This window comes from Synechococcus sp. W70.1, from assembly GCF_047461515.1.
In the GTDB taxonomy this organism is placed as follows: domain Bacteria; phylum Cyanobacteriota; class Cyanobacteriia; order Thermostichales; family Thermostichaceae; genus Thermostichus.
Window position 1 is genome coordinate 289,707 of the sequence record NZ_JANSHH010000013.1, and the last position, 18,256, is coordinate 307,962.

General features: G+C 60.7%; 19 protein-coding genes. 6 read left to right on the forward strand and 13 right to left on the reverse strand.

Annotation, left to right across the window (positions count from 1 at the left end):
• Positions 1–5 precede the first annotated feature (5 nt).
• Positions 6–713 (reverse strand): ABC transporter ATP-binding protein, encoded by a 708-nt coding sequence (locus NW808_RS03440; protein ID WP_414420295.1) that lies wholly within the window; start codon positions 711–713, stop codon positions 6–8.
• Entirely contained in the window at positions 710–1,552 is an 843-nt protein-coding gene (locus tag NW808_RS03445; protein WP_414420296.1) for an ABC transporter ATP-binding protein, read from the reverse strand. Before NW808_RS03445 ends, NW808_RS03440 begins: the two co-directional genes overlap by 4 nt.
• Positions 1,553–1,767: 215 nt before the next feature.
• On the opposite strand from NW808_RS03445, the gene NW808_RS03450 reads away from it, so the two are divergent.
• Positions 1,768–3,021, forward strand: coding sequence for an ABC transporter substrate-binding protein (locus NW808_RS03450; RefSeq protein ID WP_414420297.1), 1,254 nt, complete (start codon positions 1,768–1,770; stop codon positions 3,019–3,021).
• A 132-nt stretch (positions 3,022–3,153) separates the two neighbouring features.
• Here the strand turns inward: NW808_RS03450 and NW808_RS03455 are convergent, their stop codons facing one another.
• The 11 genes from NW808_RS03455 to NW808_RS03505 form a co-directional block, all read right to left on the reverse strand.
• Entirely contained in the window at positions 3,154–3,873 is a 720-nt protein-coding gene (locus tag NW808_RS03455; protein WP_414409720.1) for a Stp1/IreP family PP2C-type Ser/Thr phosphatase, read from the reverse strand.
• The gene (locus NW808_RS03460) at positions 3,873–5,594 is read right to left on the reverse strand and encodes an ABC1 kinase family protein (RefSeq protein WP_414420298.1); all 1,722 of its coding nucleotides are present in this window, start codon (positions 5,592–5,594) and stop codon (positions 3,873–3,875) included. Before NW808_RS03460 ends, NW808_RS03455 begins: the two co-directional genes overlap by 1 nt.
• Positions 5,591–5,902, reverse strand: coding sequence for a DUF6825 family protein (locus tag NW808_RS03465; protein WP_414420299.1), 312 nt, complete (start codon positions 5,900–5,902; stop codon positions 5,591–5,593). Before NW808_RS03465 ends, NW808_RS03460 begins: the two co-directional genes overlap by 4 nt.
• Positions 5,903–6,042: 140 nt before the next feature.
• A complete protein-coding gene (locus NW808_RS03470; protein WP_414420300.1) occupies positions 6,043–6,768 on the reverse strand; it encodes a phycobilisome rod-core linker polypeptide in 726 nt (241 codons plus the stop codon).
• A gap of 42 nt (positions 6,769–6,810) precedes the next feature.
• Complete coding sequence (locus tag NW808_RS03475) at positions 6,811–7,452, reverse strand: HEAT repeat domain-containing protein (RefSeq protein WP_414393280.1); 642 nt, start codon at positions 7,450–7,452, stop codon at positions 6,811–6,813.
• Positions 7,453–7,495: 43 nt separating this feature from the next.
• Positions 7,496–8,287, reverse strand: a complete 792-nt coding sequence (locus tag NW808_RS03480) for a HEAT repeat domain-containing protein (RefSeq protein ID WP_414420301.1) — start codon at positions 8,285–8,287, stop codon at positions 7,496–7,498.
• Between the two features lie 64 nt (positions 8,288–8,351).
• Positions 8,352–8,597, reverse strand: a complete 246-nt coding sequence (locus NW808_RS03485; RefSeq protein WP_414393284.1) for a phycobilisome linker polypeptide — start codon at positions 8,595–8,597, stop codon at positions 8,352–8,354.
• Between the two features lie 220 nt (positions 8,598–8,817).
• A complete protein-coding gene (locus tag NW808_RS03490; protein WP_414359365.1) occupies positions 8,818–9,306 on the reverse strand; it encodes a phycocyanin subunit alpha in 489 nt (162 codons plus the stop codon).
• A 120-nt stretch (positions 9,307–9,426) separates the two neighbouring features.
• The gene (locus NW808_RS03495; RefSeq protein ID WP_414393286.1) at positions 9,427–9,945 is read right to left on the reverse strand and encodes a phycocyanin subunit beta; all 519 of its coding nucleotides are present in this window, start codon (positions 9,943–9,945) and stop codon (positions 9,427–9,429) included.
• Between the two features lie 392 nt (positions 9,946–10,337).
• A complete protein-coding gene (gene trpA / locus NW808_RS03500) occupies positions 10,338–11,153 on the reverse strand; it encodes a tryptophan synthase subunit alpha (protein ID WP_414420302.1) in 816 nt (271 codons plus the stop codon).
• 61 nt (positions 11,154–11,214) lie between these two features.
• The gene (locus tag NW808_RS03505; RefSeq protein WP_414420303.1) at positions 11,215–12,630 is read right to left on the reverse strand and encodes an ABC transporter substrate-binding protein; all 1,416 of its coding nucleotides are present in this window, start codon (positions 12,628–12,630) and stop codon (positions 11,215–11,217) included.
• Between the two features lie 361 nt (positions 12,631–12,991).
• Between NW808_RS03505 and NW808_RS03510 the strand changes: the two genes are divergently transcribed.
• From NW808_RS03510 to purE, 5 genes are all read left to right on the forward strand, one after another.
• On the forward strand, positions 12,992–13,786 hold the full coding sequence (locus NW808_RS03510; RefSeq protein ID WP_414420304.1) for a class I SAM-dependent methyltransferase: 795 nt from the start codon (positions 12,992–12,994) through the stop codon (positions 13,784–13,786).
• A gap of 92 nt (positions 13,787–13,878) precedes the next feature.
• Positions 13,879–15,237: a histidine phosphatase family protein gene (locus NW808_RS03515; RefSeq protein ID WP_414420305.1), complete on the forward strand. Its 1,359-nt coding sequence runs from the start codon at positions 13,879–13,881 to the stop codon at positions 15,235–15,237.
• Positions 15,238–15,247: 10 nt separating this feature from the next.
• The gene (locus NW808_RS03520) at positions 15,248–16,582 is read left to right on the forward strand and encodes a dihydroorotase (RefSeq protein WP_414420306.1); all 1,335 of its coding nucleotides are present in this window, start codon (positions 15,248–15,250) and stop codon (positions 16,580–16,582) included.
• 71 nt (positions 16,583–16,653) lie between these two features.
• On the forward strand, positions 16,654–17,748 hold the full coding sequence (locus NW808_RS03525) for an L-threonylcarbamoyladenylate synthase (protein ID WP_414420307.1): 1,095 nt from the start codon (positions 16,654–16,656) through the stop codon (positions 17,746–17,748).
• The gene (gene purE / locus NW808_RS03530; protein WP_414405382.1) at positions 17,718–18,248 is read left to right on the forward strand and encodes a 5-(carboxyamino)imidazole ribonucleotide mutase; all 531 of its coding nucleotides are present in this window, start codon (positions 17,718–17,720) and stop codon (positions 18,246–18,248) included. Before NW808_RS03525 ends, purE begins: the two co-directional genes overlap by 31 nt.
• The last annotated feature ends 8 nt before the right edge of the window (positions 18,249–18,256 follow it).

The following is an 18,256-nucleotide window of genomic DNA, read 5'->3' on the forward strand; positions in this document are numbered from 1 at the left end:
CTGTCTCAGCCCCCCAAAAACAGCTCCAGCACCTGGGGGTTGCGCAACAAGTTGGGGCCAGTATCTTCAAAGCGGTTTTCTCCCATCGAGAGGACGTAGCCCCAGTCCGCTAAGCTCAGGGCCTGCTTGGCATTTTGCTCCACCATCAGGATGCTGACGCCAAGGCGGTTGATTTCTTGCAAGAGGGCAAAGGTCTGCTCGACATACAGCGGCGACAGGCCGGCTGTCGGCTCATCCAGCAACAACAGTTGCGGCTCCGCCATCAACGCCCGCCCTATGGCTAGCATCTGCCGCTGCCCGCCGGAGAGGGATCCCGCCGCTTGCTTTCGCTTTTCCCTTAGCGGCGGAAACAGCTCGTAAACCCGCTCCCGTTGGGCAGTGTAGTCGTCTCGTCGGATAAAGGCCCCCATCTCCAGGTTTTCCTCGACGGTGAGGGAGGGAAAGACATTGTTGGTCTGAGGCACAAAGCCGATCCCCCGCCGCACCAGTTGCTCGGCAGCAAGATGCGTGATGTCAGAACCTTGGAACAGCACTCGGCCCGAGCGGATGGTGGCCAACCCAAAGAGGGATTTAAGCACTGTCGATTTGCCCGCTCCGTTGGGGCCGATGATCACCACGATTTGCCCCAGGTTGACCTTGAGGCGGATCCCTTTGAGGATGTCCACGCCGCGGTAGCCGCTGTAGAGATCTTGAATCTCGAGCAAAGGAGTCATGGCGGGGATCCCTCCGGCGAGAGGGTGGAGGCTGGCCCCGAGCTGAGGGCATCTGCCAAAGCGATGGATCCCAAATAGGCCTCGCGCACGGCAGGGTTTTGCCGAATTTCCTGCATGGATCCTTGGGTTAACACCCTTCCCCCTGCCATGACCACCACATGGTGGCAAAGGCGGGTCACCAGATCCAGGTCGTGTTCAATGATGCAGAAGGTGCAGCCGCGCTCGCGGTTGAGGTACTCAATAAAGCGGATTAGGTCTGCCAGCAACGTGCGGTTGACCCCAGCCCCCGGCTCGTCCAAGAGGATGACCCGCGCATCGGTCATCAGGGTGCGTCCCAGTTCCAGCAGCTTCTTTTGCCCGCCCGAAAGGTTGACTGCCAGTTGATCCCGCAGGTGGATGAGGTTGAGCCGTTCCAAAACTTCTTCAGCCCGAGCCTGAAGCTGGCGCTCCTGCCGCTGTACTCGCCGCCAGCGGAACCAGGCGTTAAATAGGTTTTCTCCAGCCTGATGGGGAGGAACAACCATTAAGTTTTCCAGAACAGTCATGCGGCCAAACTCCCGCGGGATCTGGAAGGTGCGCACCAGCCCACGTTGAAACAACTGGTGGGGAGGCAAGCCCGTGACGTCTTCCCCATCTAGCCAGATGCGTCCGCTATTGGGCCGAATAAAACCGGCGATGATGTTGAAAAGAGTTGTTTTCCCCGCCCCGTTGGGACCAATCAAGCCCGTGATCCGACCAGCTTCGATGCGGAAGGAACAGTGATCTAGGGCATTGACGCCGCCAAACTGTTTGGAGATGTCGTCAATAACGATCACACCGCTACCCTGGGAAAGCTCCATTCCCTAATGGATTCACCATTTTATGAGCTTTCGTCGTAGGGTAAAGAAGCTTGCTTAACCAAATGCGGGTAGGTTTGCCAAGAAGCCCTTCCGCGGGGGTTGGGCTGGCTCTTGGAGGGAACCCTTTGAGGTGGGCCAGCGTCTACCTCTATACCACCGACCTTTGAGAATTGCAGTTTTATTCCCTCATTGGAGCTCATTGGAGGTTCTTGGTTATGTCTCCCATGCACAAACTGACCCGGCGGGCCTTCGCGACGGCGGCAGCCCTGACGGCAGCGGCGCTGGCCACCACCCTGCTGCCAAGCACAGCTCAGCAAGCAGCCAAAGCCCCGATCAAGATAGGAGCGCTGCTGTCTTTGACGGGCGACCTGCAGGCCTATGGGGAAAACTGCCTCAAGGGCATCAAGCTGGCCCTCAAGCAGATCAACGAAGCTGGCGGCGTCCTCGGATCTCAAGTTCAAGTGGTGGAAGCGGATGACCAGACGTCAGCCCAGCCGGCTATTGATGCGGCCAAGCGGTTAGTGAACGTGGAGAAGGTGGCCGCCATTGTTGGCGCTTTGGGCAGTGGCGTTACCATTCCGGTGGCCACGACAGTAACGGTTCCCAGCAAGATTCCGCAAATTTCACCGGCCTCTACCGCGCCCACCATCACCACCTTGGACGACAATGACTTTTTGTTCCGCACCGTTCCTTCCGATGCTTTCCAAGGGGTAGCCCTAGCGCAGATTACCCGTGAAGAGAAGCTGGATCGCCTGGCTGTTATCTACATCAACAACGACTACGGCCAGGGTCTAGCCGACAGTTTCAAGGCTGCCTTTGAGAAGCGGGGGGGCAAGATCACCAAGGCCGTCCCCTACGAGCCAGGCAAAGCTTCCTACCGCGGCGAGCTGGATCAGCTCAAGGAAGGGAACCCCCAGGCGCTGGTGGTCATTGGCTATCCAGAAAACGGCGCGGTTATCTTGCGGCAAGCCTTGGAAGGGGGGCTATTTAAGCGCTTTGTCTTAACAGACGGCATGCGCTCTCCTGATCTGGCTGCCCAGGTGGGGGCAGATAAGCTAGAGGGATCCATTGGCACTTCGCCCCAGGCCCGCACTGACACCAAGGCTTACCAGAGCTTTGTTCAAGCCTACAAAGGTGCCTACGGGGAAGTGCCCCCCACTCCCTACATCGACACTGCCTACGATGCTGCCTTCCTTCTGGCTCTGGCCATCCAAAAAGCAGGCAGCACCGATGGCACTGCTATCCGCGATGCCCTGCGGCAAGTGGCCAATCCCCCTGGCACCGAAATCCTGCCTGGCGAGTGGGCCAAGGCGGTGGAGCTGCTGAAGAAAGGGGAAGACATCAATTACACTGGCGCTTCTGGCTCGCTGGACTTCGATGAAAAGGGAGACGTAGCCGGAACCTTTGCCCACTGGACCTTCAAGGGCGGGAAGATCGTAGACTTGAAGGTGTTTGAGCCGAAGAGCTAAAGACTGGGCTGCTGTCTTCGACAAGTAGGGGTTTGCCGGGGAGATGACTGGCAAGCCCCTGCTTTTCACTGCCAGCGCAACTCCCACTCGTTGGATTTTGGGGTAAGGCCAACCTTGATTGAGGGGAGGACGTCACGCGTACTCGGCAACAACGACCGTGATGTTGTCCCGACCTCCTCGCTCTTTGGCTGCCTCGATTAACTCGAGGACAAGCTGCTCCAAGTCTGGCACCTTCAAGCAATATTCGGCAATGACTTCGTCGTCCAGCTCCTCGGTTAGTCCATCGCTGCACAACAGGAGGCGATCCCCAGGAAGCAGGGTAATGGGTTGGATAGCAGGTGGCCCTGTGTCAGGCCGGCCCAGGCAGCGCTCAAGGATGTGCCGCCAGGGGTGGATGCGGGCCTGCTCTTGGGTTAACTCCCCCTGGCGAACCGAGCGGGCGACTAGCGTGTGATCTTCCGTCATCTGCTGCAGCTGGGATCCGCGCAGGCGGTAGAGGCGGGAGTCGCCGATGTGAGCACTCCAGCAATTGTTTTTGGGATCCACCATCGCCACCACCACAGTGGTGCCCATGTCTGCCCGTTGCGGGTTTTCCCGCTGATCTTTGAGAATGGCCTCGTTGGCGGCTTCCACTGCTTCGCTAAGGAGCTTGGGCGCCGGCACCATCTCCCAGCCTCGATCCAAATAGGCTCGAATGGTCTCAACTGCCAGCTGGCTGGCTACGGCTCCTGCTGCATGTCCACCCATGCCATCGGCAACGATGAAGTAGCGACCTTCCGGATCGCAGTAGTAAGCATCCTGATTGCCGCTGCGAACCTTGCCCGGATCCGTAGCGCCAGCATAGCGTCGCATCACCTCAGCCGATCCAATTCCTTTGCCTTTAAGAGTACCCTGAGCAGCGCCGCGGCGGCCAAGACAGCCAAGGCCAGGGTGACCATCGCTAAAGTAGCATGCCCAGCCAAAAATAGCTGCGTGGCGCTAAGAAAAAAAGTTGCAAACAGCACCGCGTAAGTGGTGCCCCAGCCCGTCGAGTTGAGCTGACGCAGCAGGCGTTCCGTCTCACTGGAGCGAACCCGCAGGCGCAGCTCCCCCTGTTCCAATTTACTTAAGGCCGTCTCCAGGCGGCGGGGCAGGCTGAGGCTGGTGCTGGTAAACTCTACCGCCTGGCGGCTGACCTGAGCCAGCAGGGTTTCCCTCTCCGGGTGGCTACTGTTCATGAGCTCCTCTGCAAAAGGCTTGGCCACCTCAATAAAGTTAAACTCTGGATCCAGCCCTTTTCCCAGCCCCTCCAGGGTCGTGAGGGCTCGCAGGACAAAGGTAAAGGTGGCGGGGAAGCGAAACGGCTGCTCATAGGCCAGCTCGTAGAGGTCTTCGCTGAGGGCCGCCACCGAGATCTCGTCCAGCTTGCTGGAGAAGGGTTTGTCTAGGAAGTGATCCAGAAGGTACTGCACCGAGCGGCGTACTGGTGCCAGATCGGCAGTGGGTACTAGAACACCCAGCTCCACCAACAGGGCTACCACCTGGTCGGCATTCTTGGCCACCACTGCTGCTAGCATATCTGCCAGTTTTTCCTTGATGCCGGGACGAAGGCGCCCCATCATACCGAAGTCGTAGAAGATCAGCGTGCCATCTGGCTTGACGGCAATATTGCCAGGGTGGGGATCGGCGTGGAAAAAGCCGTCTTTGAGCAGTTGCCGCAGATAGGCCTCCGCCCCCAAGCGGGCCAAAGCCTTGCGATCCAATCCCGCCGCGCTCAGTGCCTCGTAGTCGCTAATTTTGATCCCTGGCAGGTATTCCAATGTCAGCAGACGGGGGGAGGTGTAGCGCCAGTACACCTTGGGAACAGCAATCTGGGGCATGTCGCGAAAGTTGCGGCGGAAAGTGTCGGCGTTGCGGCCCTCGTTGAGATAGTCCACCTCCTCCCAGAGGGTGCGGCGACACTCTTCGTAGATGCCAAGCCAGTCGCGGCCCGCTCCACCCCACGGGGTGTGGTGCTGAAAAAACTCAGCAATGCCGCGACCGATCTCCAGGTCAATGGTAAATAGCTGCACCAAGCCCGGTCGCTGTACCTTCACCACCACTTCTTCGCCGCTTTTCAGCTTGGCGCGATGCACTTGCCCCAAGCTGGCTGCTGCCAAAGGGGTGGGATCGAAGTAGCTGTAAATCTGCTCAATGGGCTTGCCGAGCTCCTGCTGCACGATGGCCGCCACCTGTTCGTAACCAAAGGCGGGCACCTGATCCTGCAGCTTGGACAGCTCCTCGACGTACTCGGAGGGGAAGAGATCGGCGCGGGTGGAGAAAAACTGCCCCACCTTAATAAAGGTAGGGCCGAGGTGGAGCAACGTCTCGCGGATCCAAATGGCTCGGGCGCGGCGGCGTTTAGCCTTTCGCTCTGGCGTGGGCTGCCCCCCATAGCTCCAGGCCTGCTGATCCAGCCAGAGATAGAAGAGCCAGGTCAGCACAAAGCGCCAGATGTCGAAAAGACGGCCCCAGCGGCTGTAGTTCTCTCGGGCCCACCGGTAGGCGGTGTAGGGCTTAGCAGGCTTGGATCCCTTTGCTGTGCTTGCCTTCAAGCGCTTCGATTCCGGTACTTCTGCAACTCAGAGCGTAGCTGCGCCACCTCGGCCCGCAGGTCATCTAGAGTTGCCTGCAAATCCTCCACCTTGTAGGTGGACGAGGCCATCTCTTGGGTAGCTAGCGATGCTTCCGCCTCAGCTCGGGCCATGACATCCTGGGCAAAAGTCTGCCAGCTCTCCTGCAGCTCTGCCCACAGCTTGCCCACCTCCGCAGCAAGGTCGGCAAGAGCGCCTTCCCAACGCTCGCGCAGAACATCGGCCACTGCTTTGCCGACGAAAAAAGCTCGCACAACGGGATTCCTCATGCAGCCCAAGTGTTAAGAAGCATCACCCAGATTATAACGAATCTTGCCGCAACCGAACTGCCGAGCCCCCCCAGCCAAACAGCCTCGGAGCATCGGCCCGGCAGTCCCGCAAGCAATTGTCCTAGAGAGCTTGTCTAGGGCTAGCGACGGTTGGTGGTCATGTCGGGGATCTTCAGATCGAAGACGCTAATGTTTTGCCGCGCTGCCGGCTTGGGGTTGAGCATGCGAGCCATGTTGAGGAAGTTCTCCGGATCGCCGGGCTTAGGCAAGCGAACAACCCGATAGGTGCGCACCACCTCCCGAGCCGAGGGCCTCACGCCGGAGATATCCCGCCAACGGGCTCCGTAGCGGGGGGTAACCAAGTTGGTCGGTTTCTCCGAAAGGCGGCGGCGCTGGTAGGGCACCACATCGTCCCCAAAAGCAGCGTCGTACTCCTCGCTATCGACAATGGCGTCGATAAAGCCGTCTAGGCCGCGGGTGGCCAGGATGATGGAGTACTTGATGCGCTCCATTTGGCTGTAGGTGGGCCGACCCAGGAAGCGCTGGAAGGTGATCTCAACGAAGCGGTAGTTGTCGTTGGGAACCATGACCAAGTCGCGGTAGACCTCCGACTTGCCCAGGCCCCGGATAAACTCTTTTACCGAAATTGCTCCATTGCGCAGCTGGGATTCCAGCGCTTTCTGCCGGTAGCTCTCCAGCATCAGGTGCTCGCTGAAGATTTGGCGGTAGGCGGCGCGGATAACATTCTCAATGCCCGCCGGGTCATCGAGGCGGTAGACGGGCGGAGTTTCGTCGCTGGGTACAAAGTAGCGGTTTACCCGCTCGTTTTGCGTAGTGGGGCGATCGGCAATCAACGGAAGAGACATAGGCTGTGCTCCTAACAAGAAACAAACAACAAAGAAAAGAGCCTACGCCTCCCTAGCCAGTTCCTGCTGGCTTAGGCGGGCGCGGAGAGGGATCAGAGGATCCGCATCCTGCAAAGCTATCTGAAGGGCTGCCTCGGCAGCAGCTCGCAGAGAAAGTTCCCCCAGGCGGGCTAGATCCGTTAGGGCTGCAACAGCGGCATAGCGCACTCCCCAATCGGCATCTCCCAGGCATTGCCGCAGTAGCTGCAAAGCTTGCTCTTGATCGGACAGGGGTCGCTGGGCAGCCACCCGTCCCAGCCCGCGCGTTGCTGCCCGCCGCACGCTGGGGGCAAAATCGGCCACAATGGCCTCGACCAAAAAGGGGTAGGCATCCCCATGGCCAATGCGGGCTAAAGCTCGCACCGAGTAGGCCCGCGCCCCGTAGTCAAAGCCGTCAATGTTGGCCAGCAAGGGCTGTACTGCCGCTTCTCCAAAGCGCAGCACCTCCTCCAGAGCCGCCTCCCCTACAGCAGGACGGTTGAAGCCAAAAGCGCGAATGAGCAGGGGGATCCCTTCTACCTGTCCTAGGGATCCCAGGGCTCGCACCACCCCCAGCAGCTCTGCCTCTGAAGTGGCCTGCTCCAGCTGGGTAGCCAATTGGGCCACAGCAGGAGGAAGCCCTTGTGCAGCTGATGAAGAGGACATGACCAGCCTAGAAGCTAAGGTAGTAAGGTTAGAGGTTCCAGGTCTAAAACAGCTTGTCCAGCTGGGGGATAATTGCCGCTGCCACCTGATCTGGCGGCACCCACCCCAACTGCAAGGCCACGTCAAACAGCCGCTTTAAAGCATTGAGGCGCAGGTTGAGGGCTACGTTGGCGGTTGCCAGCAGGGATGCCCCCGCCAGCCAGCCCGATTCAGCCAGATCAAAGAGGGCCGCCTGGCGCAAGCTAAAGTTAGGGTGGGCTAGCAGCGCCACCAAAATCTGGGTCAGCTCCTCCGCTTGGGTAAAGCGATAGAGTACCCAAGCTGCTGCCGAGCGCACTCTTTCTGAGGGGTGATCTAAGAAGGGCCGAATGGCTGCTTCCGCTTCTGTGGCGTTGAGGTGGCCCAGCGCCTCAATGAAAGCCTCCCAAGGCTGCTCCTCTTGCGACCTTAACAAAGCTAAAAGAGGCTGCACCGCCCGTTTATCTCCCAACTGGGCTAGAGCGTAGGCCGCCTCTTCTCGCACCAGCAAATCGCTACAGCTAAGCGCCTCAATTAGCCCAGGTACCGCCCGGACATCGCCAATTTGCCCTAGAGCTTTAGCGGCACTACGCCGCAGCGGATAGCCTCCCAACGCCGTGCGATCCCGCTCGTCCTGCAACGCCAACAGCAAAGGCTCCACTGCCCGCGCCTCGCGAGCCGTGCCCAGGTACCAGGCTGCATAGTAGCGATCCTGCGGATCGTCTCCTTGCAGCCAAGCTATTGCTTGCTCCCAGGTAAGCTGCTGGGGCAGCACCGCCGTGTTGGAGGCTATGCGAGCTGTTGCCGAACCGTTCATGTAACTAGGGCAGCTCTCTCAACGACTGCTTGCCCAGAGCCACGCTCCAGCGCAGCCAGATCCTTCACTGGGAAGTAGGAGATCCCGTAAGAGGAGTAACCCGGAGAACCTTGCCACCCATCCGGAGAATGCGCTGCATCTCAGCAGACAGCCGGCTGTAGGGAACTGTAAGCGTAGCAGTGCTGCGGCGTACCTTCGCTGAGGTGGTCAGGGCATCGGGCGGGTTAAGGAGGCCAGTGTACTCAATCTTGTAAACCCGGCTACCGGCTTCCGTTAGAGCTTCCGGGCTGCTGGTGCTTTGACCAAACATGGCTTTCCCCCGCTGTTAACACTCCCGCTTATCAAAGTCGCATGGGCAAAAAGGAGCTTTTCCAAAGCGCTATCAAGCTGCTTTGCAGCAAGTTTAGGAATGCCTTCCCTCTGGCTTGAGCCTGCAGGCAAGCAACCCGGCTTTCTCCAGGCTGCTGCCTGCCAGGCAAACTGCTAGAAGGAATTGCTCCCCTGCCTAAGGAGCCCTAGCTTAGCCTCCCCTAGCTAAGGGCGTTGATGGCGTAATCGAAGTAGATGGCAGCTTCATTGGCCGCTTGGCCCTTCAGCATGCCCAGAGCACGGCTCTTCATGTGTTGCAGAGCCACAATGTACCAGCTGGGGGAAAGGTTAAAAGCGCGGTTCACTTCCCGCAGACCGGCCACCAGGTATTCATCGAGAGGACCAGTGCCACCGGCAACCAGCGAGTAGGTGATAAAGCGCAGGTAGTAGCCGATGTCACGGGCACACTTGGCCTGGAAGACCTCGCCATGCCCCATTTCACCCGGCTGGCTCAAGTAGGGGAAGCGCTTGAACACTTCCTGCACCGCTTCGCGCACCAGCGTCTGCTGGTTCTGGGTCAACACCCGAGCCGCTTCTAGAGAGGCAGCAGCCCGCTGGTAGCGACCGCTCACCGCCTGCAGCTCGCTGGCGTTGAGAAAGCGCCCTTGATTGTCAGCAGCGGCAATTGCTTCGGTGATAACGGTTTTCATTTGCAACTCCTCAATACGTTGACTGTTAGTAAAAGCAACCAACAGGCAGCTCCTTTACTGCCCCGTTAGATTCTCGGCTGGCTATGAAAGAAACTGACCCTCGCCGAAAACCGAGATACCTTACAGAATGGCAGCAGCCGCCTTATCGAAGTAGCTGGCCACTTCGCTTTGGATTGCTGAGCAGTCGCCAGGGGTGATGCCGTTTGGATCCATAATCTTGGCCAGGGCTTCCCTCTTCATAGCCGCAATGGCATTGGCCATGGAGCTGGTGGGCACCCCCAGGGCAATGTAAGTTTCTCGCAGACCGTTCAGGCAGCGATCTTCCAGCACTGAGCTGTCCCCTGCCAAGGTGGCGTAGGTAATGTAGCGCAGGATAATCTCAAGGTCGCGCAGGCAAGCAGCCATGCGACGGTTAGTGTAGGCGTTACCGCCAGGAGCAATGAGATCTGGCTCCTGGGCAAACAGAGAACGGGCTGCGTTGACCACAATTTGGGCAGCGTTGCTGGTCATGCGATTGACGGCATCCAGGCGCTTGTTGCCTTCTGCCACCAAAGCTTCCAAACGGGCAAAGTCTTGTTCGCTTAGAAAAGCCCCACGTGCATCTGCCTGAGTAATCACCCGGGTAAAGGCGTCTTGCATAATGGATCTCCTTTTGTTTTTTTTCCAAAGTCAAGGATGAGCGACTGGCTGATCCTCTCAAAAGCCAGCTACCGAGCCTTGCTGGATGCGGAATCCGTTTCCCAAAAACCGGGGATCCCGTGGAGGTTGCTTGAAACTCCCCCACTGAAGCCCCAGAGTTTGAGATCGGTCGAGAACTCCTGCAACCTTCAGACAGCCGAGCATCCAGGTCAATTTTATAGCGCGGGAGCGATGAGGATTTTGTGAAGATTTACAAACAAGCCGACACCGAAAGGTCTAGTCGGCTGCCGAGTTTCCAGTTCTAGAGTCCAGCGAGCAGGGAATTGGCCGGCAGGGGGCTAAAAGGATGTAAATATTTGTTTCATTCCCTTTGAGGGCTCCGGCTGCAGCCGTCAAAGGTGCAGAGTTCCCACTCCTTGCAGGGCAGCCTTGAGATCGCGGCAGAAGTAGGCAATCTGTTGCAGCCCCTGGGCAGGGGTGGGAGCTCTGGCCAGCCGCTGCACAAAGGCGCTGCCAACAATAGCTGCATCTGCTCCCCAGAGGGCGATCTGGCGGGCTTGCTCAGGGGTAGAGATGCCGAAGCCCACCCCAATCGGCAGGGAGGTGGATTGGCGCAACTGCTGCAGCAAGGCGGGGAGCCGCTGCTCCAGAGTGGATCGCTCGCCGGTAACGCCGGTGGTGCTGACCAGGTAGACAAAGCCGCTGGAGTGTTGGGCGATGCGCCTCATGCGCTCAGGGGGGCTGGTGGGGGCCACCAGTAAGATGAGGTCGATCCCCTCTGCCTGCGTCGCTTCCCGCAGGGGTTCAGCCTCTTCTAGGGGTAGGTCGGGGACGACTAAGCCGGCACAGCCGGCCCGGCGCAGCTGCTGCACAAAGGTGGGAATGCCGAGCTGGTAGATGGGGTTGTAGTAGGTAAAGAGGATGAGAGGGGCCTGCAGCGAGAGGCCCCGCAGACCCTGCAAAATGGCGCCCAAGGTCACGCCCCGCCGGAGAGCACGGCTAGCTGCTGCTTGGATCACTGGCCCATCGGCGAGGGGATCCGAGTAGGGTACCCCCAGCTCGATAAGATCGGCGCCGCTCTGATCCAGAACCTGCAAAGCCTCAAAGGTGGTTTCCAAGTCGGGATCCCCAGCGGTGAGGTAGGGGATGAGGGCTTTTTCACCACGGCTGCGCAGCGCCTGAAAGCAGGCTGTGATCCGAGTGGGCATGGGATCCATTCGATTCTGAGGAGATTGAGAGCATCCCCCACTGTAGCGTCTGCCGGGATCCCTAGGGGAGAGGCACAAAATCGTAGCCGGTACCGGAGCGGTTGCCGGGCTCAACCCGCACCAGCACATGGGGAGCATTGCGGTCGCCGGAGGGCAAGAAGCGCACTTCTCCGGAAGCGCCGTCCGGCAAGCGGAAGTTCGGGTCGCCCAGGGCGGCGAGCACAGCGCTGCGGCTGGGGGATCCCTGCTGGATGGCTCGCAAAAAAGCCCGGGTGGCGTCGTAGGCCAGAGCGGTGCGCCAGCTCACCTGCCCTCCCCAGAGCTGGGCTGCCTTCTGGGCAAACTCGCGGTTGCGCGGCACCTGGGGATGCCAGGGTACCGCCACCACCAAGCCCTCTACCGCTGCTCCCCCTTCTTGCAATGTGGTGAGGCTGAAGAGCACATCGCCGCCCAGAAGAGCAAGGGGCTTACCAGCTACAGCGTTCTCGCGGGCTACAGCCAGCGCTTTTTCGGCTACGGAAGCCGTGGGAGCTAAAAAAGCTACCTGGGCTCCTTGGCCGACGGCCCTTTGCAGGCTGGCCTGGGGGTTGAAGTCCGACGCCGATAAGTCGAACTCCGCCAGCACGATGCCCCCTTCGCTGGTCAGGGTGGAGGCAAAGGCATCGCGCAAGCTGGAGCTGTAGGCGCTGTTGGGGTTGTAGAAGATGGCCACCCTTTGCAGCCGCAACGTGTTGAGAGCATAACGGGCCAGTTGTGTGCCGGCCACTTGATCCGAGGGCACGGTGCGAAAAATGGCATCCCCCAGCATGCTGATGCGAGTGCTGGTGGAGGTGGAGGAGATCATCGCCAAGCCGGCAGGCTGATAAACCTCGGCTGCAGCCAGGGTGGCGTCGCTGGTGTTATGGCCAATCACCCCCAAGATCTCAGGCTGCGCCACCAGGGCTTTGGCCACCGCTGCTGCTTGCTCAGGGTTATCGCCATCGTCGGCAATCACTACCCGCAGCAGCCGTCCTCCGATTCCCCCCTGTTGGAAAAGCTCCTCCTGAGCTTGCGCCACCCCGCGCAGGGTCTCTTTGGCGCGGTTGGGGTTGCTGGAGATGGGCACCACCACCGCCAGGCTCAAGGGACTGCCCTGCTGCTGGGCACGGGCATTGTTCAAGAAAATGCGAGCTTCCGGGTCGTTGCGGTTGCTTTGCAGCCCCATCTCCAACACCGAGATGGCCGCGCTGAGGTTACCTTGGCGTAATAGCTCCGCCGCTGCCGTGGCCGTGGGGCTGCTATCGGCAAACAAGGTGCGCTCGCCGCTGGTCAGGAGCAGATCTTGTGCTCCACCCCCCAACCCTGGCAGTGATACTGGCGGTAGAGAAATGCCTTCCGGCCAGCGAACATAGCCCGCCTGCCAAGCGCGATGACCGCCCCAGAGTAGCAATAGCCCCAAGGCAATGTAGACAATGGGTGGTGGAGACTTGGCAACCATATATGAGAGAAAACGCTAGCTTTTGGCCAGCAAAGACACTGCTTGTATCCTCAGGAATCCTCAAAAGTCATCTTTCCAAGGATCTCTAAGGATCTCCGACTATGCATCAGCATGAGTGCGGGAGTATGTCACGGATCGGGACGGTAGGAAGGGCTGTTGCGGTATTGGCGCTCTAGCTGCTCCACAATGGAAATGGGAACGGATGAGGTCTCGGAGGGCTCTTCCGATCTGCGTCTCGGTCTCCACATTGAACTGCCGAGATGTTGCCCAAACCACTGCTGCAATCAGCAAAAGGACGATAGCGGCACCGTAAAGAAAGGCGACGATGGCCATCGGGTCAATGGTTTAGCTTTCCCCTTCCATGATAAAGGCTGTCGAGAATTACCCACTTCAGGATCCCCTAGAGCAAGCCCTATGGGACTGGCACCGCGGCCAGGCCAAGGGATCCCTGCGCTTGTACGCCTACAGTCTGGAGGGGATCCCTCTGGCGGAAGAGCCCCAGGTGGTCTCCCCCGAGGTGTTCTTCACCCAAGAGCTGCCGGAGGTGGAGGCCCTGGCTTTGGATCTCTGTCGGGGTCGGGTGTTGGACCTGGGCGCTGGCACAGGCCGCCACAGCCTGCTGCTGCAGGAAGAAGGGTTGGCGGTGGCCGCTTTGGATCGCTCGCCGGTGGCGTTGCAGATCATGGCCGAACGGGGAGTGCGCTGCCGCATTGCTGCCGACCTGTTCCACTGGGCAGGGCCGGAAGAGCCCTTCGACACGCTGCTGTTGCTGATGAACGGCGCTGGCCTATTGGGATCCCTAGCGGGGTTGGAGCGTTTTTTGTGCCGGGCTCGCCATTGGATTCAGCCCACCGGCCAGTTGCTTGTGGACTCCACCGAGCTCAGCGACTTCAGCGAAGAGGGCGACTCGGCGCCTCTGGAGGATCTGCTGCCAGATCCAGAGCCGACCGTTCCTAGGGACTTAGAGGGGGGGAAAGCAGAAACCAAGGTAGTGAACTTTGTGGCTGAATACAACGGCCGGCGCGGGGATCCTTTCCCCTGGCTTTTTGTGGACCCAGAAACCCTGCTGCACTATGCCCACGCCAACGGCTGGCAAGGACAAATTCTCTACCAGGAGGCGGAGGGGGCTTTCCTAGCGCGGCTTACCCCTTTGTGAGCGGCTCATCTCTAGGGAGGCCAGCCAAACCCCACAGCAGGGCCCTAGGCGATACTCTAGTAAGGTGTTCTCGAGTTCAACCGGTGCAAACGATGGCTCAGCCTGCCCTGCGCATCCTGCTTGTGCGCCACGGTGAGAGCACCTTCAACGTCGAAAACCGCATCCAAGGCCGCTCCGATCTCTCTCGCCTCACCCCCAGTGGAGAAGCGCAGGCGCAACGGGTAGCTGAGGTCCTGACCGGGATCCCTTTGGACTATGTCTACTCTAGCCCTCTCTCCCGCGCCCTCGACACTGCCCACATTCTTCTCAAGGAGCGAGCGGGAGTCCCTTTGTTGATTAGCGAGCAGCTGCGGGAGATCGACCTAACGGAGTGGGAAGGCCTGACCTTTGCCGAGGTGAAGGAAAAGTACCCAGAAGAGTACTCCCGATGGCGGTACCATCCCGACGAGCTGGAGCTAGGGGGACGCTTTCCAGTGCGGGATCTCTGGCAGCAAGCCCAGCGCTTTTGGCAACAGTTGGCTGAGCAGGTGCAGGCGGATCCCCGCTCAGAGCGGGGGGGGGATCCTAAGCATCCCCTCAACGTTCTTATCGTCGGCCACAGCGGCCTCAACCGTGCCCTGGTCAGCACGGCCATTGGCTTGGGGCCAGTCCACTACCACCGCCTGGGGCAAAACAACTGTGCCATTAGCGTCCTCAACTTTCCCCAGGGTCTGGGGGGGCCACCCCAACTGGAATCCTGGAACATCACCGCCCACCTGGGCCAATCCCTGCCCCAGCGCAAGCAGGGGATGCGCATTCTGCTCGTGCGCCATGGCGAGACGCAGTGGAACCGGGAGCAACGCTTCCAGGGGCAGCGGGATATCCCCCTCAACGCCACCGGTGAGGAGCAGGCAGCCAAGGTAGCCGAATTTCTGGCGGACCAGCCGCTGAATCTAGCCTTTTCCAGCCCCCTCAAGCGGCCCTGGGCTACTGCTGATGCCATTTGCCGCTACCACCCCAACCTCATCCTGCGTCCAATGGTGGAGCTGCAAGAAATCTGCCACGGCGACTGGGAGGGCAAGCTGCAGAGCGAGGTGGAGGCCCAATACCCCGGCGAGCTGGAGCGCTGGCAGCGGGATCCTGCGGCTGTGCAGATGCCCAACGGGGAAAATCTCTACCAAGTTTGGGCCCGCACCCGCTCAGCCTGGGAAGAAATTTTGGCCACTACTGCTGCTCAGTTTCCTGAAGGTACGGCAGTGGTGGTAGCCCATGATGCCATCAACAAAGCCATCATCTGCCAGTTGTTCGACCTTTCTCCCCATGCCTTTTGGATCTTCAAGCAAGGCAATGGCGGCATTACCGTCATCGACTACCCGGAAGGAAAGGAGGGTGCCCCAGTCTTAAGAGTGCTCAACCTCACCACCCACCTGTCCGGCCAGATTTTCGACTGCACCACGGCGGGCGCTCTCTAGGGGGTAAAAGATGGGATCCCCTCTTCTTGCCGACCTGGGTTTGCCAGACATTTGCCTCCAAGGGGTACGCCTGTTGGATCCCTGCCGCCAGCGCGATGGCGTGGCTGACGTTTGGCTACGTCGGGGCCGCCTCCTGCTTGTCGAGGCAACGGCAATCCCCGCCAAGATCCCCCGTCTGGACGCCGCCGGCTGGGTGCTGGGCCCAGGCCTGATCGACCTGTACACCTCTAGTGGCGAGCTGGAAGACAATGGCCTCTCCGCTGGCCGCGAGACTCTCACTTCCTTGGCAGCAGCGGCGCGGGCAGGCGGCTTTACCCAAGTTGGCCTGCTGCCCACTCCTCTTGCGGGGACGGCAGCTTTTCCCGTGCTGGATCAGCCAGAGCAGCTAGGTCGCTATCGTCGCCGGCCTGGGGATCCTCGCTGGCTGCCCTGGGCTGCCTTGAGCTTGGGTGGGCGGGAAGAAGCTCCCAGCCCCTGGGGAGAGCTGGCCCGCGCTGGAGCCATTGGCTTTGTGACCCGGCTTGGGGGAGCAGAGTCGCTGCGCTCCCTGGCCCTGGTGCGACAAGCTCTGGAGTACTTGCGGCCCTGGAACAAGCCCCTGCTGGTTTGGGCCTGGGATCCCACCCTGGCTGGCTCGGGCAGTCTCTACGAGGGGGTGTGGGCCCTGCGGCTGGGGCTAAAGGGCATCCCAGCCAGTGCCGAGACCGCCGCCCTAGCCCGCCTCCTGGAAGTGCTGCGCAGCGTTCCCTCGCCGCCGCCAGTGCATGTGATGCGCCTCAGCCAGGCCCGCAGCCTGGAGCTTATCCAGCAGGCGCAGGCAGAGGGGCTGCCGGTTACCGCCAGTACCACCTGGATGCACCTCCTCCTGTCTGAGGAAGCTGTCTTCGAGAGTGGCTACAATCCCAACTTGCGCCTACTGCCTCCTCTTCCCCACGCCGCCGACCGGAAGGCCCTCATCGCTGGGATCCGCAGCGGTAGCCTGGGCATTGCCGTCGATCATGCCCCCTACACCTACGAGGAGAAGACCCTGCCCTTTGCCGACGCACCCCCTGGGGCCATGGGTCTGGAGCTGGCCCTGCCGCTGCTGTGGCAGAACCTGGTGGAGACGGGAGCGCTGACGGCGCTACAGCTCTGGTCGGCCCTTAGCCTCTACCCGGCCCGCTGCCTGGGGTTGGAGCCGCCCAGCCTGGAGCCCGGCAGCGATTGGGTGCTCTTTGATCCAACCCATACCTGGACAGTTTCGGCAGCCACGCTCCGCTCCCACTCGCAGGCCACTCCCTGGCTGGGCAAGACCCTACGCGGCAGGGTGCTGCACACCCACGTGGAGGAAGAGAGCAAGCGCTGAGCTGCAGAAGGAGACATTGCCCTCCCCCTGGCTTGACAATGGAGGTAGGAAGGGGATCCCCAGCTTGCCCAATGCCAACGCAGATTCTTCCCCCCACCCCCGAGCACCTTGCCCTAGCCGCTGAAGCCCTGCGGCAAGGTCAACTGGTAGCCATGCCTACGGAGACGGTGTACGGCCTGGCGGGCCACGGCTTCAACGAACAGGCGGTGGCCACCATCTTTGCTGTCAAGGAGCGTCCCCGTTTCGATCCCCTGATCTTGCACCTGCCAGCTGGGGTCTGCCTTGAGGCGCTGGACGGGGAGCTGGTGGATCTGTCGGCTTTTACTGCCGCCGCCCGCGCTCGGCTGGGATCCCTTGTCGACACCTTCTGGCCGGGCCCGCTGACGCTGGTGCTGCCCAAGGGACCCCGGGTGCTGGATCTCGTCACCACTGGCTTGCCTACAGTGGCGCTGCGGATGCCTGCCCACCCCGTGGCCCAGGCTTTGCTGCAGGCAGTTCAGGTGCCTCTAGCTGCCCCCAGCGCCAACCGCTTTGGCCGCCTTAGCCCCACCTCCGCCCAGGCGGTCTATGCCGAGTTGGCGGGGCGGATCCCCTACATTTTGGACGGAGGAGAGTGCAGCGTGGGCTTGGAATCGACTGTGCTTAAGCTCAGCCCTGACGGCACGCCCACGCTGTTGCGCCCTGGCGGGATCCCGCGGGAAGTGCTGGAAGCTCATCTCGGCCTGCCCCTCCAGACTGCACCGGACAGCAACCTAAGGCCCGAGGCACCGGGAGGGCTTAGCAGCCACTACGCCCCCACCAAGCCCCTCTGGTTGTTGCCTGTTGCCTTTGACCAGCTCCGCCCTGAGGAGTGGCAGCGGTTGCGGCAGGAGACAGCTGAACATGCCCACCTGGGCGTCCTCAGTTTCTCAGCCGATGCCCAGGCGCTGGCGGAAAGCTTTGCCCACCACTGGCCGGGAGTTGCGCTGACCTTTGAATGCCTGGGGCCGGATCCCACTGCGGCAGCGCGGGCTCTCTTTGCCAGCCTGCGCCGCTTGGACGAAGGGGCAGCCACCCTGCTGCTGGCTGAGCCCCCCCCGGTTTTGACAGGGCTGGGCTATGCGATTATGGATCGGCTACGACGGGCCAGCAAGCCATGGAAGACTCCCCTCTTGTCGCCATCGTGATGGGCAGCGATTCGGATCTGCCCACCTTGGCCCCCGCCGCTCAGGTGTGCGAGGAGTTTGGGATCCCCTATCTCCTCCAGATCCTCAGCGCTCACCGCACCCCCGAAGCGATGGTGGAGTTTGCCCGCAGTGCCCACACCCGCGGCATCCGCGTCATCATTGCCGGCGCTGGCGGGGCGGCCCATCTGCCGGGGATGGTAGCCTCCCTTACCCCTCTGCCAGTCATCGGGGTGCCGGTGTTCAGCCAGTCCCTGCAGGGGCTGGACTCCCTGTATTCGATAGTGCAGATGCCCAAGGGGATCCCCGTGGCTACCGTAGCCATTGGCAACGGCTATAACGCCGGTCTCTTGGCGGTGCAGATCCTAGCCAGCGGGGATCCTGAACTGCTACAGCGGGTGCTTGCCTACCGGGAAAACCTCAAGCAGGCTGTGCAGGAGAAAAATGCCCAGTTGCAAGCTCAGGGGTGGAAAGCCTATCTCCGCTCTGCCGACAGAGCATAATTAAAGCG

Bases quoted from the DNA above. Each gene is read 5' to 3' on its own strand.
- NW808_RS03440 (WP_414420295.1), bottom strand. From the start codon at position 713: ATGACTCCTTTGCTCGAGATTCAAGATCTCTACAGCGGCTACCGCGGC.
- NW808_RS03445 (WP_414420296.1), bottom strand. From the start codon at position 1,552: ATGGAGCTTTCCCAGGGTAGCGGTGTGATCGTTATTGACGACATCTCC.
- NW808_RS03450 (WP_414420297.1), top strand. From the start codon at position 1,768: ATGTCTCCCATGCACAAACTGACCCGGCGGGCCTTCGCGACGGCGGCA.
- NW808_RS03455 (WP_414409720.1), bottom strand. From the start codon at position 3,873: ATGCGACGCTATGCTGGCGCTACGGATCCGGGCAAGGTTCGCAGCGGC.
- NW808_RS03465 (WP_414420299.1), bottom strand. From the start codon at position 5,902: ATGAGGAATCCCGTTGTGCGAGCTTTTTTCGTCGGCAAAGCAGTGGCC.
- NW808_RS03470 (WP_414420300.1), bottom strand. From the start codon at position 6,768: ATGTCTCTTCCGTTGATTGCCGATCGCCCCACTACGCAAAACGAGCGG.
- NW808_RS03475 (WP_414393280.1), bottom strand. From the start codon at position 7,452: ATGTCCTCTTCATCAGCTGCACAAGGGCTTCCTCCTGCTGTGGCCCAA.
- NW808_RS03480 (WP_414420301.1), bottom strand. From the start codon at position 8,287: ATGAACGGTTCGGCAACAGCTCGCATAGCCTCCAACACGGCGGTGCTG.
- NW808_RS03485 (WP_414393284.1), bottom strand. From the start codon at position 8,597: ATGTTTGGTCAAAGCACCAGCAGCCCGGAAGCTCTAACGGAAGCCGGT.
- NW808_RS03490 (WP_414359365.1), bottom strand. From the start codon at position 9,306: ATGAAAACCGTTATCACCGAAGCAATTGCCGCTGCTGACAATCAAGGG.
- NW808_RS03495 (WP_414393286.1), bottom strand. From the start codon at position 9,945: ATGCAAGACGCCTTTACCCGGGTGATTACTCAGGCAGATGCACGTGGG.
- trpA (WP_414420302.1), bottom strand. From the start codon at position 11,153: ATGCCCACTCGGATCACAGCCTGCTTTCAGGCGCTGCGCAGCCGTGGT.
- NW808_RS03505 (WP_414420303.1), bottom strand. From the start codon at position 12,630: ATGGTTGCCAAGTCTCCACCACCCATTGTCTACATTGCCTTGGGGCTA.
- NW808_RS03510 (WP_414420304.1), top strand. From the start codon at position 12,992: ATGATAAAGGCTGTCGAGAATTACCCACTTCAGGATCCCCTAGAGCAA.
- NW808_RS03515 (WP_414420305.1), top strand. From the start codon at position 13,879: ATGGCTCAGCCTGCCCTGCGCATCCTGCTTGTGCGCCACGGTGAGAGC.
- NW808_RS03520 (WP_414420306.1), top strand. From the start codon at position 15,248: ATGGGATCCCCTCTTCTTGCCGACCTGGGTTTGCCAGACATTTGCCTC.
- NW808_RS03525 (WP_414420307.1), top strand. From the start codon at position 16,654: ATGCCAACGCAGATTCTTCCCCCCACCCCCGAGCACCTTGCCCTAGCC.
- purE (WP_414405382.1), top strand. From the start codon at position 17,718: ATGGAAGACTCCCCTCTTGTCGCCATCGTGATGGGCAGCGATTCGGAT.